This window comes from Halorubrum sp. B52 (assembly GCF_059752555.1).
Window position 1 is genome coordinate 107,528 of sequence record NZ_MWTG01000007.1, and the last position, 13,942, is coordinate 121,469.

General features: G+C 69.0%; 15 protein-coding genes. 6 read left to right on the forward strand and 9 right to left on the reverse strand.

Annotated elements, in window-relative coordinates:
• Positions 1–22 precede the first annotated feature (22 nt).
• Entirely contained in the window at positions 23–277 is a 255-nt protein-coding gene (locus B4V04_RS02035) for a hypothetical protein (protein ID WP_498228727.1), read from the reverse strand.
• Between the two features lie 122 nt (positions 278–399).
• Between B4V04_RS02035 and B4V04_RS02040 the strand changes: the two genes are divergently transcribed.
• Positions 400–1,254, forward strand: a complete 855-nt coding sequence (locus B4V04_RS02040) for a ZIP family metal transporter (protein WP_498228729.1) — start codon at positions 400–402, stop codon at positions 1,252–1,254.
• Positions 1,255–1,339: 85 nt separating this feature from the next.
• On the opposite strand, the gene B4V04_RS02045 is transcribed toward B4V04_RS02040, so the two are convergent.
• On the reverse strand, positions 1,340–2,083 hold the full coding sequence (locus B4V04_RS02045) for an SOS response-associated peptidase (RefSeq protein WP_498228731.1): 744 nt from the start codon (positions 2,081–2,083) through the stop codon (positions 1,340–1,342).
• Positions 2,084–2,217: 134 nt separating this feature from the next.
• Here B4V04_RS02045 and B4V04_RS02050 point away from each other — a divergent pair, with 134 nt between their 5' ends.
• Positions 2,218–2,982 (forward strand): ribonuclease H-like domain-containing protein, encoded by a 765-nt coding sequence (locus B4V04_RS02050; RefSeq protein ID WP_498228733.1) that lies wholly within the window; start codon positions 2,218–2,220, stop codon positions 2,980–2,982.
• Positions 2,983–3,012: 30 nt separating this feature from the next.
• On the opposite strand, the gene B4V04_RS02055 is transcribed toward B4V04_RS02050, so the two are convergent.
• Positions 3,013–4,086 (reverse strand): polymer-forming cytoskeletal protein, encoded by a 1,074-nt coding sequence (locus tag B4V04_RS02055; protein WP_498228735.1) that lies wholly within the window; start codon positions 4,084–4,086, stop codon positions 3,013–3,015.
• Between the two features lie 185 nt (positions 4,087–4,271).
• On the opposite strand from B4V04_RS02055, the gene B4V04_RS02060 reads away from it, so the two are divergent.
• The 4 genes from B4V04_RS02060 to B4V04_RS02075 all read left to right on the forward strand — a co-directional run bounded on the left by B4V04_RS02060 (position 4,272) and on the right by B4V04_RS02075 (position 7,056).
• Entirely contained in the window at positions 4,272–4,457 is a 186-nt protein-coding gene (locus B4V04_RS02060) for a DUF5786 family protein (RefSeq protein WP_144798660.1), read from the forward strand.
• 116 nt (positions 4,458–4,573) lie between these two features.
• Positions 4,574–4,771 (forward strand): DUF5800 family protein, encoded by a 198-nt coding sequence (locus B4V04_RS02065; RefSeq protein ID WP_144798661.1) that lies wholly within the window; start codon positions 4,574–4,576, stop codon positions 4,769–4,771.
• Positions 4,772–4,823: 52 nt separating this feature from the next.
• Entirely contained in the window at positions 4,824–6,029 is a 1,206-nt protein-coding gene (locus B4V04_RS02070) for an LEA/WHy family protein (protein WP_498228738.1), read from the forward strand.
• Between the two features lie 223 nt (positions 6,030–6,252).
• Positions 6,253–7,056, forward strand: coding sequence for a DUF7839 domain-containing protein (locus B4V04_RS02075; RefSeq protein WP_498228740.1), 804 nt, complete (start codon positions 6,253–6,255; stop codon positions 7,054–7,056).
• Positions 7,057–7,110: 54 nt separating this feature from the next.
• Here the strand turns inward: B4V04_RS02075 and B4V04_RS02080 are convergent, their stop codons facing one another.
• From B4V04_RS02080 to B4V04_RS02105, 6 genes are all read right to left on the reverse strand, one after another.
• Positions 7,111–8,205, reverse strand: coding sequence for a radical SAM protein (locus B4V04_RS02080; RefSeq protein ID WP_498228742.1), 1,095 nt, complete (start codon positions 8,203–8,205; stop codon positions 7,111–7,113).
• Positions 8,206–8,517: 312 nt separating this feature from the next.
• Entirely contained in the window at positions 8,518–9,552 is a 1,035-nt protein-coding gene (locus tag B4V04_RS02085) for a tyrosine-type recombinase/integrase (protein ID WP_498228743.1), read from the reverse strand.
• Positions 9,545–9,925: a DUF5805 domain-containing protein gene (locus B4V04_RS02090; protein ID WP_498228745.1), complete on the reverse strand. Its 381-nt coding sequence runs from the start codon at positions 9,923–9,925 to the stop codon at positions 9,545–9,547. Before B4V04_RS02090 ends, B4V04_RS02085 begins: the two co-directional genes overlap by 8 nt.
• 499 nt (positions 9,926–10,424) lie before the next feature.
• Positions 10,425–11,330, reverse strand: coding sequence for a phosphoribosyltransferase HisG-related protein (locus B4V04_RS02095; RefSeq protein WP_498228747.1), 906 nt, complete (start codon positions 11,328–11,330; stop codon positions 10,425–10,427).
• A 109-nt stretch (positions 11,331–11,439) separates the two neighbouring features.
• Complete coding sequence (locus B4V04_RS02100) at positions 11,440–12,990, reverse strand: hypothetical protein (protein WP_498228749.1); 1,551 nt, start codon at positions 12,988–12,990, stop codon at positions 11,440–11,442.
• Positions 12,991–13,092: 102 nt separating this feature from the next.
• Positions 13,093–13,926 carry an MBL fold metallo-hydrolase gene (locus tag B4V04_RS02105; protein WP_498228751.1) on the reverse strand — a complete coding sequence of 278 codons (834 nt, stop codon included), beginning with the start codon at positions 13,924–13,926 and terminating at the stop codon, positions 13,093–13,095.
• Positions 13,927–13,942: the final 16 nt, after the last annotated feature.

Sequence of the window (13,942 nt, forward strand, 5' to 3'; positions counted from 1 at the left end):
CGCGAGCCCCGTCACCCCGCGATCACGGGCGGCCGTGCACGACCGATCCGCTCGGACCGACCTCGTCGCGGACGGCGAAGTAGAGGACCCAGACGACCACGCCGCCGAGAAACGCGCCGAGCGTCCACGCGAGCGCGTGGCGGCTGTTCCGATCCGTCGCGTCCAGGTAGACGAGCAGCGACGCGAGCGCCCACGGCACGGCCAGCGCCGCGACGAGTAAGAGGACGACGATCAGCTCCGGACCGCCGGGAAGACCTGCTTGGAGGGGGGAGGGCATCTATACCTCATTTATCCGATAGGAACTAAAAGGTTGCTCCCACCGTCGCAGAGCCGCCGAAGACCGACTCCCTCGGTACCTCGGTGGGTATTTATAAGCTCAATCTGATGTACCGGCAGACGATGGCGCTCGAACTCACGGAGGTGTTCGTCCGGGTCGCCGGGACGTCACCGGTGATGCAGGCGCTCGTCGGCGGCGTCGTCATCGCCGCGATGAATCTCCTCGGGGCGTCGCTCGTTCTCGTCTGGAGAGACCCGTCCGAGCGGTCCCTCAACGGGATGCTCGGATTCGCGGCCGGCGTCATGCTCGCCGCCGCGTTCACCAGCCTCATCCTCCCGGGCATCGAGGAGTACTCGGGCGGAAATCCGGTCCCGACGCTTATCGGCGTGGGGATCGGCGCGCTGTTTCTCGACCGCGCGGACGCGCTGGTCCCCCACGCGCACTACCTCCTCACCGGCTCCCGTCGAACGGACGCGGCGAAGCCGAACGAGACGCTTCCGGTCACCGACGAGCGGCTGACCGGCGTCGTCTTGTTCATCCTCGCCATCACGCTACACAACATGCCCGAAGGGTTGGCCGTCGGCGTGGGGTTCGGTGCGGCCGGGACGGACCCGGCGCGGCTCGGGGGCGCGCTGTCGCTGATGCTCGCCATCGGCCTCCAGAACATTCCCGAGGGGTTGGCCGTCTCCGTGGCGGCGATAAACGCCGACCTCGACCGCCGACTGTACGCCGCGATCGCCGGGGTACGAGCCGGAGTCATCGAGATTCCGTTGGCGGTGCTCGGAGCCGTCGCCGTCACGGTGGTGGAGCCGCTGTTGCCGTACGCGATGGGGTTCGCCGCTGGAGCGATGCTGTTCGTCATCTCGGACGAGATCATCCCCGAGACGCACCGGAGCGGTCACGAACGCGTGGCGACGCTCGGGCTCATGGCGGGCGTCGTCATCATGCTGTACCTGGACATCTCGCTAGCGGCCTGACCGCGCTCCGCGGTCGACCGCTCCGGACTCCGCCCCGGACTCCGCCTCCCCGTCCGACACGCCGACACCGTCGAGGACGCGGTGTTCAGTCGACCGGCTCGATCAGCTCCGGCGCGTCGACTCCGGGCGAGTTCACCCGCGTCGACACCGGGTACGCCGTCAGCTCGTCGGCCGGGTAGGGATCCAGCAGCGCGGCGGCCTCGTCGGCGTCGCCGCGGAGCCACGTCTCCTCCTCGTCAGGATCCAGGATCACCGCCATCCGATGGTGGAGTTCGGCGACGAGGTCGTTCGGCTCGGTCGTCACGATAGTGAACGTCTCCGCGGGGCCGTCGTTGCCGTCGCCTTCGCCGCCGTCGTCCGACCCGCCGCCGAACGCTCTGAGCCCGGTCTGCGTCGTCTCGGGCTCCGGGGGCTCCCACCGCTCGTAGATCCCCGCCATCGCGAACGGACGGTCGTCCTCGAACGCGACGCGGTAGGGCGTCTTCCCGGGGTCGCCTCGCTCGTTGTCTCCGTCCGGCCCGCCGCCGTCGACCCACTCGTAGAAGCCGTCGGCGGGGACGAGACACCGCCGCCGCTCGAAGGCGTCGGCGAAGCTCCGCTTCTCGCGGACCGTCTCGGCGCGAGCGTTGATCAGGCCGAACGACTCGTCGGCCCACGAGGGCGTCAGTCCCCACTCCATCCGGGTCGCGGCGGTCGGGTCCTCGTCGGCGATCACCGGCAGCTCCTGGCCGGGAGTGCAGTTGTAGCTGGGCTCGACGCCGCCGAAGTCGGCGCCGAACCGCGCCTCGAGGTCGGCGGCGGGTGTGAAAAGCGTATAGCGGCCGCACATTGATGGCGGGAGTTGGCGCCGCCGATACTTAAGCAGCGGTCGGCCTCGCCGTCGGTCCCCGTCCGGGCCGCCTGCCGTTCTCTCATCCCGTCGCCTCCCGTCGGGTTTTTGCCCGCGCGACGCCGCGGTCGGGTATGCGCATCGAGAACAGCTTCATCCCGGTCGAGGGAGTGGGCGAGACGACGGAGCGCCGTCTCTGGCGCGAGGGCGTCACCGCGTGGGAGGAGTTCGACCCCGCGGTCGACGTCGCGGGCGTCGGCTCGACCACCGCCGACCGGATCGAGTCGTTCATCGCCGAGGCCCTGACGCGCCTCGACGACGGCGACGCGGCCTACTTCGACCGCGCGTTCCCGAGCGGGGAGCGCTGGCGGCTCTACGAGAACTTCCGCGAGGAGACCTGCTTCTTCGACATCGAGACGACCGGCCTGGACGAGCACCGCGACCGGGTGACGACCGTGAGCTTCCACCGCGACGGGGAGACGACGACGCTCGTCGCCGGCGACGACCTCACCGCCGACCGCCTGCGCGAGCGGTTCGCCGACGCGAGCCTGCTCGCGACGTTCAACGGCGCGCGCTTCGACGTCCCCTTCCTCGAGACCTCCTTCGGGATCGACGTCGACACGCCCCATCTCGACCTGATGTACCCCTGCAAGCGGATCGGGCTCTCCGGGGGGCTAAAGCCCATCGAGAAGGAGATCGGGATCGACCGCGACCGCCCGGACATCTCGGGGCGGGACGCGGTCCGACTCTGGCGCGAGTACGAGCGCGGCGACGCCGACGCGCTCGACACGCTCGTCTCGTACAACCGCGAGGACACCGAGAACCTCCGAACGCTCGCCGACGTCGTCTGCGAGCGGCTCCACGAGGACGTGTTCGTCGGCGTCGCTCCCGAGCGGTAGGGCGGTCCGAGAATCGATCGACGGGGCCCGCTACGTCGCTTCGGCGTCGGGGTCGACCGGCATCTCCGTCGTCTCCGACTCCACGTCGCTTTCGGCGTCCGCCTCGTCGTCGGCGTCCTCGCCCTCCGTGTCCGCTTCGTCGTCGGCGTTCTCGCCCTCCGTGTCCGCCTCGTCGCTCTCGGCCTCTTCGCCCTCCGTGTCCGTTTCGTCGTCGGCCGACTCCGTCGGTTCGTCGTCTGCCGCTTCGTCGTCGTCCGTCGCACTCTCCGTCTCTTGGATCAGCTTCATCTCGCCGCGGGCCCGGAGGGAGCCGTCGATCTCGGCGCCGTCGTGGACGACGAGGTCGCCGGCTGAGACGTCGCCGAGCACCCGCGCGCCGGCCTCGATGGTGACCGTCCCGCCGCGGGTGGTGACGTCGCCGTGGATGACCGTCTCGGCGCCGACGGTGACGCCCTCGCGGGCGCGGAGCGAGCCGAACACCTCGTTCCGCTCGCCGACGTGGACGGATTCCGCCCGCAGATTGCCGTGAATTCGGCAGTCGTCGCCGACCGTCGCGGGCGTCGAGACGCGCCACGCGTCGTCGGATATCTCGGCGCCGCGCGGGACCAGCAGGGGGTCGCGCACGTCGTCGCCGTCGGCGAGCGCCTCGGCGAGCTCGTCGGCCGCGTCGGTCTCGCCGACCCGCAGGAGCTGTGAGAGGACGATGAAGTAGAAGACGATGGTGGGAACGGGGTTGCGGATGACGATCCAGCCGTTCGCCTCGAACCCCTCCTCGATCGACACGTCGTCGCCGATGTCGAGGTCTCCGGAGACCATCAGCCGGCCCGTGACGGTGACCCGCTCGCCGAGGTACGCGTCCTCGCCGACGAGCACGTTGCCGTCGACGGTACACCACGTGTCGAGCCGGCAGTCGCCCTCGGCCTCGATGTCGTTGCCGACGCGCACCCGCTCGCCGATCGCGACGTTGCGCCCGCGGAGGCCGAACTCCACCGTCGACTGGCCGCCGACGAGCACGTCGCCGTCGACGACGAGGTCGTGCTCCTCGACGGTCGTCTCGGACGGGACCGCGAGCTCCTCTATCGGACCGTCTCCTCGCAGCGACACACCGGGAGAACTCCCTCCGCGCGTATAAACGGTGTGGGGTCGTCCGACGCGCGTCACACGCGCGGCGCGTGAAGGATCGACGCCCCCGGCGGTCGCGAGCGGAATCCCGGGCGCCGCGCGTGCGACTCCCTCTCGGACCGCCATCGGGTCACTACCCTTTTGAGTCCGGCGCGGGAGGGTTCGGTATGGGATTCGGATCGTACGACGAGAGCGAGCAGAAGGATCAGGACGTTGACACCGACGACGACGGCGCCGTGAACGTCCACGAGCACGACCACGACGGCGAGGTGTCCATCGAGGGCGGCGCGTCCACCGACGACCTGGTCGGCCGCCTCTCTGAGATGAAAGACGACGACGGCGACGAGGAGTAACGACTCCGCCTCGCCGACGCGAGACCGACGGACGAGGGTCCGCGGGCGCCGCACCGCGAGCGCCGGACCGCGGCCGTGTCACGCTCCTTTTATCCGGTCGACGCCTACGACGGCCCATGAGCACCGACCTGACCTTCACCGACGACGGCGTCGACGTCGTCTACGAGGGGACCGAGTTCGAGCTGGAGAAGGACCTGATCGAGGAGGCGACCGGCAAGGGGTTCCGCGACGTCACCGACCACGAGGTGTTACAGATCGTCGCCGAGGAGCCCGAGTTGGACGGCGAGCCCGTGCGGATCGGCGACGTCCTGTAGGGGGACTCCGCGAAGCGGTACGATTTTACGCCCCGGTCGGTTCCGCCGGGGTATGAAGCTCGGAGACGCGCTCGGGGCGCTCACGGGGTCGAAGCTCAGGATCGCTCTCGTCGGGCTCGTTGTCCTCGGGGGCGCCGTCGGCGGCGCGTTCGCCGCCGGGATCCTCGGCGTCCCGGGCGTCGCGGCGGTCGACAACACCTTCGGCAACGTGACGAACGAGACGACCGAAGTGAAGACGGACCTGGTCGTCTCGAACCCGAACCCGGTCGGCGTCGGGCTCGACGGCGTCTCCGTGAACTACACCGTCTCGATGAACGACGTCGAGATGGCGCAGGGCGGCCGCGAGGGGGTGACCGTCGAGTCCGGCAACTCCACGATACCCCTCGAAACGGACCTGCGGAACGACGCGATCCCGCCGTGGTGGGTCACTCACATCCGCAACGGCGAGCGGACCGACGTCGGTATCGACGCCAGCGTCACCTCGGACCTGCTCGGCCGGACCGTGGAGTTCAGTCGGAGCCGCGAGATCACGACCGACCTGCTCGGCGCCTTCAACTCGAACGAGACCCGACCGGTCAACGCCGACAGCCCGCTGACCGACGACCCGGTCCTCTACGTCAACGAGACGCGGGGCGAGTGGGGGAGCGTCAGCGAGGCCGAGACCCCGATCGACATGGCGTTCACGGTGTACAACCCGAACCTCGAACCGTACGCGATCACGGAGATCGGCTACGACGTCACGATGAACGACGTCGAGATGGCCACGGGGCGGACCGAGGAGGGGTACGTGATCCCCTCGCGGAGCTCCGAGACGATCGAGTTCACGACCGCGCTCCGAAATCCCCGCCTCGACGAGTGGTGGGTCACGCACCTCGACGAGGAGGTCCGCGGCCATCAGGTGAGCCAGCTCCGGATCGAGTTCTACGCCGTGATCGAGTTCCCGAGCGGCGAGCAGGTCACCGTGCCGCTCGACGAGCTGACCTACGAGGAGACGATCGAGACCGACATCTTCGACGAGGGCGACGACGTGCGCGACTCGGGCGACGCCGACGGGAGCGGTGCCGACGGCGACGGGTCCGGGACGGGCGACGACACCACAGACGGCGGGAACGAGACCGACGACGGGAGCAGTACCGACGACGACACCACTGATGACGGAGACTCCACCGGCGGTAACACCAGCGACGACGACGGTACCGACGACAACACCACCGACGACGGATCGGACGACGGTGACGACGGCGTTCTGCCGCTGTAGCGACGTCGACGACGCCCGACGCTGATCGGTCGGGGCCGGTCGGAGCGACGGCCGCTCTCTCGCGGAGTCGGCGCTCCGGTACACAAGTCGACCAAAATCCGACCCAACTGGGGTTGTTCGACAGAAAAGACACTTTCCCTCGGTCGGTGAGAGGCGTCGGCCGGCGCGAACACGCGCCTCGGTATACAACACTACTTTAGTTGCGGCCGCCGAACGCCCGATAATGGCCGACGCCGACGGCGGGGGCTCGCCGGACGTCCTCGAGAACAAGCGGAGCGCGACGCGGTATCAGGTGCTCGTGGAGATCGCGGCCCGCCAGCCGGCCGTGAGCCAAGGGGAGATCGCGGACACAATCGGGGTGACCTCGCAGGCGGTCAGCGATTACGTCCGGGACCTGGTCGAGGCCGGATACGTCGAAAAGGGCGGACGCGGCCGGTACGAGGTGACGAAGGAGGGGGTCGACTGGCTCATCTCCCGCACCGACGACCTGGAGACGTACCTCGAACGAGTCAACTCCGACGTCCTCGGCAGCGTCGAGGTCGACGCCGCCATCGCGCTCGACGACGTGGCCGAGGGGAGCGAGGTCGGGCTGGTGATGCGCGACGGCGTCCTCCACGCCAACCCCGCGGGCGGCACCGCGACCGCGGTCACCGTCACGAGCGCCGAAAAGGGTGAGGCTGTCGGCGTCGCCGACTTCGAGGGCGTCGTCGACTACGACACCGGAACCGTCTCCGTGCTTCCCGTCCCCGCCGTCACCGACGAGACCCCGCCCGACCCGGACGTGATCTCGGCGCACGTCCCGGCGGACGGCCTGCTCGCGGTCGCCGGTACAGAGGCGTACGCGCTCGTTTCCCGGAGCGACGCGACCCCGGACATCCGATTCGGGACCGCCGAGGCCGTCGCGGAGGCGGGGATGCTCGGCCTCGACGTCCTGCTGGTCGCGGTGACCGACGAGATCCCGCGTCACACGTCCAAGCTCCGCGACAGGAACGTCCCGCATCGGGTCCTCGATTCCGACGACCGTTAGCCGGCCTCGAACCGACCACTCGGCCCGCCGCCTCCGTCCGACAATGGCGCGGTATCAATCCGCCGCGTCGGGCACGCCGGTCCCCCCGTCCGTCAGCGTCGCCGGCAGTTCGCCGTCGTACCCCTCCGGCACGTACGGACAGAGCGGATCGCTCCCCATCGGGTTCCCGGTCGCCGCGAACGCCCGGGAGCGGCTCCCTCCGCAGACCTGCCGGAACTCGCAGACGCCGCATTTCCCCACGAAGCCGTCCGGATTCCGGAGCGACTCGAACAGCTCCGCGTTTCGATAGATGTCGACCACGGACCGGTCCCGGACGTTGCCCGCGGACTTCGGCAGGAACCCCGACGGGTACGTTTCCCCGGTGTGACTGACGAAGGCGAAGCCGCGGCCGGCCGTGATGCCGCCCCGTCGGCGAACCCCGGCGTCGTCGCCGTCGCGCTGGAGTCCGACCCGACGGTAGAACGGCGCCTCGGTGGTCTTGACCCCGAACCGCTCCGCCTCGGCGACGTCGCGGAGCCACTCCATCACCCTCTCGGCGCGCTCCGGGGGGATCGGCTCCAAGATTCGCCCGCGACCGACGGGCACGAGGAAGAAGACGCTCCAGAGCACCGCGCCGAGCTCGCGCACCCGGTCGCGGATCGCCGGGAGCTCGTCGACCGTCTGGGCGCAGACGGTGGTGTTGACCTGCAGCGGGAGCCCGGCGTCGCGGGCCGCTCGCGCCGCGGTCAGCGTGTCCGCGAAGCTCTCCTCGCCGCGGAACCGGTCGTGGCTCTCGCGGGTCGCCCCGTCGAGGCTGAGCGCCATCCGCTGAATTCCCGCGTCCGCGAGCGCCTCGACGCGGACGGGCGTCAGCGATTGCGTCCCGCTCGGCGTGATCGTCATGCGGTGGCCGAGGTCGTCGCCGTGCGAGATCAGCTCGGTGAGGTCCTCCCGTGCGAGCGGGTCACCTCCCGAGAGGACGACCAGCTGGCCCTCGCCGAACTCGGCGGCGTCGTCGAGGAGGCGCTTCCCCTCGGCGGTCGTCAGCTCGTCGGGGTGACGCTCCGGCTTCGCGTCGGCCCGGCAGTGACGGCAGGCGAGCCCGCACGCCTGCGTCACCTCCCAGATCAGGACGAGGGGACGCCGGTCTACGTCGAGGTCGTCGAACATGTGCTCGTCACGCGCTACGAACTATGCCCCCTTGGGGAATACCCCGAACGTGTTCAGGTACTGTCCCGCTTTCCCGACTGCGGCTCAGACTTCGCTCCACCTCCGATCGCATCCGAGATGCGCGTACGGACGAGGTGCGATCGAAGTTCCTCGGGCAGCGCAGCTCTTCCGGTTCTCTCCGGGGATTTCGGGAGACCGCGTGAATCCGGACGCGGACAGGAAATTTGTATAGCGGCATATGATTTATTCGTCCGGCTCACGACGCTATCCACGTCGTTTTCATACCAACAAAATACATTTCCGTCTCTGAAACTACTTCAACAGCCGGTAGACGTTCGCCTCGTACGTCTCCCGAACCTGATCGCCCCAGTTGTGCGTGTAGGTGTCGATCACGTCGTCGGCGACGTCGCCGCGCAGGTACTTGACCACGCCGCGGTCGCCGGTCCTGTCGCGCAGGTGCGTCGTGAAGAAGTGCCGGAAGTAGTGCGGCGTGACGTTCTCGGCGGCGCCGCCGCCCGTCCGGTACCAGCCCGCATCGCGGGCGTACCGCTCGACCGCGTGGCGCACCGCCTGCGGATCGAGCCGCTCGCCCCACCCCTCCGCCGTGCCGACGAACAGCGGCTCCGCCGGCGAGGGGCTGTCGGGCCGGATCGCCAGCCACCGCTTCAGCGACCGGGCCAGCTCGTCGTCGACGGGGATCACCGTGCCGCGCTTCCGCTTGTTCGAGGCCGTCCGCACCTCGCCGTTCAGCTTCTCGCCGACGGTCGCGTCGGGCGTCACGTACAGCGAATTCGGGCGATCCGCGAGGACGTGACGCGTTCCGAGGTCGTACGCCTCCCGAATCTCGGCGTCGTCGACGGCGAGATCTCGGAGATCGAGGTTACAGCACTCGCCGACCCGCATTCCGGTCTTGAGCAGCGTCACGACGAGGGCCCGATGGAGCGGATGGCGGATCCCGGCGACGAACTCGCGCATCGCCGGAATCGGGATGTCGCGACGGGCGGGGTCCTTGTCGACCGTCTCGTCCATCTCTTCCATCACGAGCGTCATCGGGTTCCCCTCGAAGACGCCGACCTCGGTCATGTATCCGTAAAACCGGTGGAGGTAGGCGGCGTACGTCGCCACCGTGCTGTCCGCCACGTCGCCGCGCAGAGAGTGAACGAACGACATGCAGTCGCGGTGCGTCGCCGACGCGGGCGCCGTCTCCGGGCCGAGAAACCCCTCGAACCGCCGCAGGACGCGCTCGTACGACTCCCGAGTGCGCTCCGTCTTCCCGTGATACGTGAGGTCCTCGATGAAGTACCCCACCGGGTCCGAGACCTCCTCCGGCGCGCGAGCGCTACTCATCGGTGAGGGTGTACCCGCCCTTCCGCCCGTTGTACCGGACGCGGTTGCGATCCTGTAACGCGTCGAGCGCGTCCTCCAACTGATCCTCGAAGTCGCCGACCACCGCCTCGACGAGTTCCTCCCACGAGAGCGGGCCGTCTGCGAGTGCAGATTCCACCCGCGTTTCGAGGCCGTCACCCCTGGGGTCAGACCCCGAAGGATCGGGTTCCGCGGGGTTCCCGGATTCGCCCGTCGAGAACCCGCGCCGGCCGGCCTGTACCATCGTCCTGACGAACTCGCTCTGCGACATCCCGAGCTCGTCCGCGTGGTCCCGCCACCGATCCTTTTGCTCGGCGGGAACGTACGTCTTCACCGAGCGGCGATCGTCGCTCATCGTTCGGATTCGGCTTCTCCGGCCGCCGCCTTCAATCTATCCCACAATTCCGGATAAGGTCACTTATACTGAGTTGTAGGACTCTATACCGGTCGCTATAATACGATTATCTAGGAATCTAGTGCTAAGATCTTGTCCTATGATACTAGAATACGGGATATGTGACTCTCAAAACAGTTGTTCACCAGCGGTCAGAATATTTGGCTCGATCTCTCACTCGAGACTGGTCTCGTTTGTCCGGGTCGCCGTCGGGCCGGTGGTTCCCGTCGCTCGCCCTATCGAATTTCCGTTCCGGTCCCGGCCACCAGGTCCCGAGAGACGCGCAGAGTCGTCTCTCTCGGTTTTAGTACGCCTCTGGGGCCTGAATCTCCGAGGTGCTCTATCGGCGCCTCGTGTGGCAGTGAACCCGGCACTTCGCCGGTAGGGTCGGCGATTCGCCGGCGCTTTCACGGTTCGTCCGCGACGAGTGTATCGTATGTCGCTATAGAAACTGCCGGGATCAGATTCGGATCTCGGAGGTCGCGTCCGCGACGTCGAGGGCGGCTATCGCGCGCTCGACTCGCGGGTCGCTTTCGGCCGCGTTCCGCATCAAGACGGTCTCGCTCGGGAAGAGGTGTTCCCCGACGACGAGACCGTGGTCGCGGGCGGTCGATCCGGTGACGGTGAGGTAGACGCCGACGCCCGTTCGGGCGATACCCGCCTCCTCCTCTTCGTCGGGGTTCGGATAGACGAACTCGACGCCGTCGAGGGCGTCCGTTCCCAACACCGCCGTGACGAGCCGCTCGTACCGGGGCGAGATACAGAGCGGGCCCTCGTAGCCGGCGAGGAACGCGCGATCGAGGTCGGCCCCCGGATCGATCCGCTCCGGTCTGGCCATCAGGGTGTGGTAGACGGTGTCCCCGAGCCCGTTGACGACGCGGACGTCGGTGTCGACCGGGTCGATCCGCTCGTTGACGTCGGCGATCTCGCCGAGCCCCTCCGGACGGATCCCGACGACCTCCTCTAAGACGAGGTCCGCCGAGTCGAATCCGAGCGCGAACTCGTGGGTGCGGAGGGCGCGAAACGGCTCCTCGCGGCCGACGAGCTTCAGCTCCACGTCCCCGAGGTCGACGGTCGCGGCGTCGAAGACGATCCGCCGGGGCTTCCCGTCGCGGTCGTCGCGCAGCAGCGTGAACTCCGGCTCGGCCGGGGCGTCCGGGTCGGAGTACTCGGCCAGCCGCTCGTAGGGGCCGTCGTCGGCCTCGACGCGGTCCTTCGTGATCGCCTTCTCGTAGCGGAGCGTGTTGCTCACGCCGTCCGCGAGCCGATCCAGCCGTTCGTCGCGGCCGACGCTCGCGATCCGTTCGAGGACCGCTTCGAGGGGTCGGCCCTTCCGCGGAACGGCGACCGGCACCGGTTCGCTCATTACCCGAGGTGGGTCGCCGCGGCTAAAACGGGTTGCGCTTTCGGTCGGCGGGGAACGGCGGTCGTTCTCGGCGACAGCGGAAGAAAGGGATTCGATCGAGACGCCGCCCTTACGGCCCGAACGCCTCGTTGAGCCGCTTCCGGAACGCCTCCAGCTCTTCCAGGTGGTCGTTGATGGCCTCGATCTCCGCTTCGACGTCGTCGAGGTCCTCGCCGAGCCGGTCTTCGATCTCCGTCAGCCGGGTGTCGACCTCCGCGAGGTCGTCCCACAGGTCGTCGAACTCCTCGTCGAAGCGGCCCAGCCGGGACTCCACGTCGTCGACGCGGTCCGCCGTCGACTCGGCCGCGGCGGCGGCGTCGTCGACCTCCTCGTACAGCGTTTCGACGTCGTCGCCGACGTCGTCGAGCGCCTCGTCGAGCGCGGCCGTCTCCTCGTCGATCCGCGAGACGTCGTCCGTGACGGTCTCGACGGTCGCGTCGATACCGTCGACCCGGTCGCTGACGCCGTCCACGCGCTCGGTCACGCCGTCGACCTCAGTCGAGACCGCCTCGACGGAGTCGTCCACCCGCCCGACCGTCTCGCGAAGGTCCTCCCGGTCCGCGTCGGCCGCGTCGACCCTGTCGTCGAGCGCGTCCATCTCCGACTCGACGGCCTCCACCTTGCGGTCGAGCTCGTCGAGGATCTCTCGGGCCGTCCCCTCGCCGTCGATGAACTCCGCGAGCGCGTCGGCGTACGCCTCGATGTCGGCGACGCTCGACTGGAGCCGGGCGATCCGGACGTCGACGCTCCGCGGGACGCCGGCGCCGAGCTCCTCCTCGAGGGTGTCGAGGTCCTCCTCTGCGACCTCGCCGGCGCGGATCTCGGCGGCCAGCGCGGCCGCGAGACCGCTCTCAGGGGCCGCAGCCGGAGCGGAACCGGAGGCGGGCTCGGCCGGTTCCGACGGCTCGTCGGTGGTGTCGGTCGATTCCGGCGTATCGTCCCGTTCCGACTCGACCGTCGACTCCGCGTCGTCGACTCCGTCGTCCCCATCGTCGTCGCGCATCGTGACCGCCGCGGTGCCGCCCGCGGCGACGGCTCGGGGTTCCGGCGCGTCCGCCTCGTCGTCCGATGCCGCGACGGCCTCCGCCTCCGCTTCCGCGACGGCCTCGACGTCCGTCTCGGCGGCGTCCGGGGACGTCTGGGCGTCGTCGCCGTCGCCGTCCGAACCCCCCATGCCCGGAAGGGTCGCGCGGTCGCCGGAGAGCACCTCTCGGACGGCGTCGGTGTCGCCGGTGCCGAGGACGTCCTCGATCTCCTCGCCGACGGGGACGTGCTCGATCACCGGCGTGCCGAGGAACCCGTCGAGGTCCGGGTCGTCGTCGCGGATGCCGAACACGGTCTCGATCTCGTCGCCCGGGTCGAGCACGCGCTCGAACTCGACGCGGTGGTCCTTGTACGCGGTCCAGTTCTCGCTCTCGTACTCCGGGTGGAACCCGATGCGGTCCATCGGGAACGACTCCGGGATCCGGTCGACGATGCGCACGCGCACGGGGTCCTCGCGGGTCGAGGAGAGCTCGTACATCACCGCGGGCACGGGGAACGCGTCGTCGGTGAAGGATTTCTCGACGCGAATACCGTCCTCGTCGACGGTCGTCGTCGCTTCCGCCGTCCGTTCGCTCATACCGAGACCCTCCCGGAGCAGGGGCTTAAATTCCACGGGCCGGGTTTCGGCGTTGATAACCCCGTGGTGACGGTGGGGGTTCGCACCTTTCGGCCGGACCGCCTACAGCTCGATCCGGTCGCCGATCTCGGCGATCTCCAGCCGGTTCGGGTGCTCGAAGCTCCGGACGTGGTCGTGGAGCGCGGTCGGGTCCGCGGTCAGCCCCTTCCACATGTCCCAGTGCGTCGGGACGAGCCGGTCCAGTTCGAGGTCGCTCGCCGCCTTCGCGATCTCGTTCTCGTCGCTGTACCACTTCGTGCGAACCGGCTCGCCCGTCTCCTTGTCGGGGACGTTGCCGACCGAGCCGAACGCGAGGATCCCGAGGTCGATATCGAACGTCTCGGCGAGCCTCGGGAACGAATCCGAGGGCTTGCTGTCCCCGGCGTGGAACACGGTGCCGGCGTCGTGTTCGACCACGTATCCGACCGGGTGCGTGGCGTCCGAGTCGTGCGTTTCGACGACGTGAACGGTGAACTCACCGATCTTCAGCTCGTCGCCCTCGGTCACCTCGAGGAACGCCTCCCCGTCGACGTCCCAGTGCTCGGTCCACTCCTCGTCCTCGCGCGCGACCGAGAGCGAGTCGTCGGGGGCGACGAAGTCGGCGTCGGTGTTCGCGAGGATCGGCGCCTGCGAGGGGCCGTGGACGTGGTCGGTGTGCTCGTGTGTCGCGAGGACCGCGTCCGCGACGTCGACGTCGGCGGGGTCGAAGGGGACCGGGATCATCCGCACCGTGCGAGGCGGGTCGCCCGTGCCGACGTACGGGTCGATCCAGAGGACGGTGCCCTCGCTGCCCTTGATCGCGAAGCCGTTACAGCCCAGGTACCACAGCGCCACGGTGTCGGGGTCGGCGTCCGCGACCGCGCGCGGCAGCCAGTCGCCCCAGTCGGAGTCGGCCATGTCCGTCGCTGCGGGG